This is a genomic window from Stenotrophomonas sp. HMWF023 (genome assembly GCF_003060985.1).
In the GTDB taxonomy this organism is placed as follows: domain Bacteria; phylum Pseudomonadota; class Gammaproteobacteria; order Xanthomonadales; family Xanthomonadaceae; genus Stenotrophomonas; species Stenotrophomonas lactitubi.
This window is the reverse complement of record NZ_QAIJ01000343.1, coordinates 1-2,101: the sequence shown is the minus strand read 5'-3', so window position 1 is coordinate 2,101 and position 2,101 is coordinate 1. Positions and strand designations below refer to the sequence as shown.

Genomic DNA, 2,101 nt, shown 5'->3' with positions numbered 1-2,101 from the left:
GCCACGTCGGCGCCAGCGCGGCACCGGCCATCGTCAACCTGGTCTACCTGCCGCTGGCCCTGCTGTCGGGGCTGTGGCTGCCGTTGTCGGCGTTGCCGACGGTGTTTTCGACGATGGCGCCGCTGTGGCCGACCTGGCATCTGGCGCAGCTGGCCCTGCCCATTCTTGGCCAGCCGGCACGTGGCGGTGCCGTTGGCCATCTGCTGGTGTTGCTGGGTGTGAGTGCAGCCGCACTGCTGCTGGCGCGCCGCCGCCTGCGCCGGGTCGGCTGAACTGGCATGATCGGCAGCGATCGTCCCCGCCTGGAATCTTCCGTGCCACCGAGCTGGCTTGCGTCCCTGCTGCGCCCCGCACCGGATTCGGCGGTTGCCGACAACCTGCGCCGTGGCAAGCCGGTGTGGGCCGATGCGATCCACCTGTTGTGGACGATATGGGTGTTCATGACCCCGGTGTTCAGTGGCGGCTACACCCTGCGTTGGGTACTGCTGACGCTGGGCAGCTATCCGCTGTTCCTGCTGCTGTACGTGCGCCTGTTGTTGTCGCCGCGCCACCACGCGCCACGCTATGCGCTGGCGATGGTCGCCTTGGCCACGCTGCTGGTGCCCTGGTACCCCTCCGGCATCAGTTATTTCATCTTCGGCTGCGTGATGCTGCGCGTCTGCGGGCGTGGCAGCTGGTGGCTGTACCTGCTGCAGCTGGCGGCCCTGAACGCGGTGTTCTGCACGGTGGCCATGCTGTCGCACTATCCGTGGCAGAGCCTGGTCTGGATACCGGCTGTCTCCTTCATCATCGGCATGGTGGTGAACGTGGAAGCCGTGAACAAGGACAAGGACGCGGCCCTGCAGTTGTCGCAGGAAGAAGTGCGGCGCCTGGCCACCACCGCCGAGCGGGAGCGCATCGGCCGCGACCTGCACGATCTGCTCGGCCACACGCTGTCGCTGATCACATTGAAGCTGGAGCTGGCGCGCAAGCTGTACGACCGCAACGATGCGCGTGCACGGCAGGAAATAGGTGAAGCCGAAGACATCGCGCGCGAGGCACTGGCGCAGGTGCGCAGTGCGGTCACCGGCATCCGTGCCAGTGATCTGGCCGGCGAACTGGCCTCGGCGCGGCTGCTGCTGGAATGCCAGCAGGTGCATCTGCAGTACGCCGTACCGCCGCCGATGCCGGTGGATGTGGAACGTGGATTGGCTTTGGTGCTGCGCGAGGCGGCCACCAATATCGCGCGGCACGCACAGGCCACGCAGGCACGGGTGGACTTCATGATGGAAGGACGACAGTTGGCGATGCATATCCGCGATGACGGCCGGGGCGGCGTGCAGACCGAAGGCAATGGGCTGTGTGGCATGCGCGAGCGCGTGGTGGCTCTTGGTGGCCAGTTGGCGGTGCAGTCGGCGCGTGGCGAAGGCACGGTGTTGACCGTGCGCGTGCCACTGGCAGCAGCGACATCACCGCTGCCCCCCGCCGCACCATGGGTACAGGGCGGTGCCGCATGATCCGCATCGTATTGGCCGAAGACCAGGCGATGGTGCGCGGTGCGCTGTCGGCGCTGTTGGGCCTGGAGCCGGATATCGAGGTACTTGGCAGTGCCGCTGATGGCGAAGCCGCCTGGCGCATGCTGCAGCAGCTGCAGCCGGACATCCTGGTCACCGACATTGAAATGCCGGGGCTGAGCGGACTGGAGCTGGCCCAGCGCATCGCCCGCCATGAACTGCCGATCAAGGTGGTGATCGTGACCACCTTCGCCCGCGCCGGTTTCCTGCGCCGTGCGCTGGAAGCGGGCGTGCTGGGTTATCTATTAAAGGATGCACCGGCCGAGAACCTGGCCGAGGCGCTGCGCAAGGTGAAGCAGGGCATCCGCGCGATAGATCCGCAACTGGCGCTGGATGCGTGGTCGCAGGCCGATCCGCTGACCGACCGCGAGCGCCGCGTGCTGCGCTTGGCGGGCGAGGGCCGTACCGCCAGCGAGATCGCCGAGCAGCTGGGGCTGTCGCACGGCACAGTGCGCAATTACCTGTCCGAATGCATCGGCAAGCTGGGCGTGGCCAACAGGATCGAGGCGTATCGGCTGGCGCGGCAGAAGGGGTGGTTGTAGGGGGGG

At 67.2% G+C, this 2,101-nt stretch carries 2 protein-coding genes and 1 pseudogene; all 3 read left to right on the top strand.

Annotation, left to right across the window (positions count from 1 at the left end):
• Positions 1–272: pseudogene (locus DBR20_RS23625) on the top strand (ABC transporter permease); the annotation flags it as partial.
• A 6-nt stretch (positions 273–278) separates the two neighbouring features.
• Positions 279–1,496, top strand: coding sequence for a sensor histidine kinase (locus tag DBR20_RS21040; protein WP_108268238.1), 1,218 nt, complete (start codon positions 279–281; stop codon positions 1,494–1,496).
• Positions 1,493–2,095, top strand: coding sequence for a response regulator transcription factor (locus DBR20_RS21035; protein WP_089241395.1), 603 nt, complete (start codon positions 1,493–1,495; stop codon positions 2,093–2,095). The genes DBR20_RS21040 and DBR20_RS21035 overlap by 4 nt, the downstream gene beginning before the upstream one ends.
• The last annotated feature ends 6 nt before the right edge of the window (positions 2,096–2,101 follow it).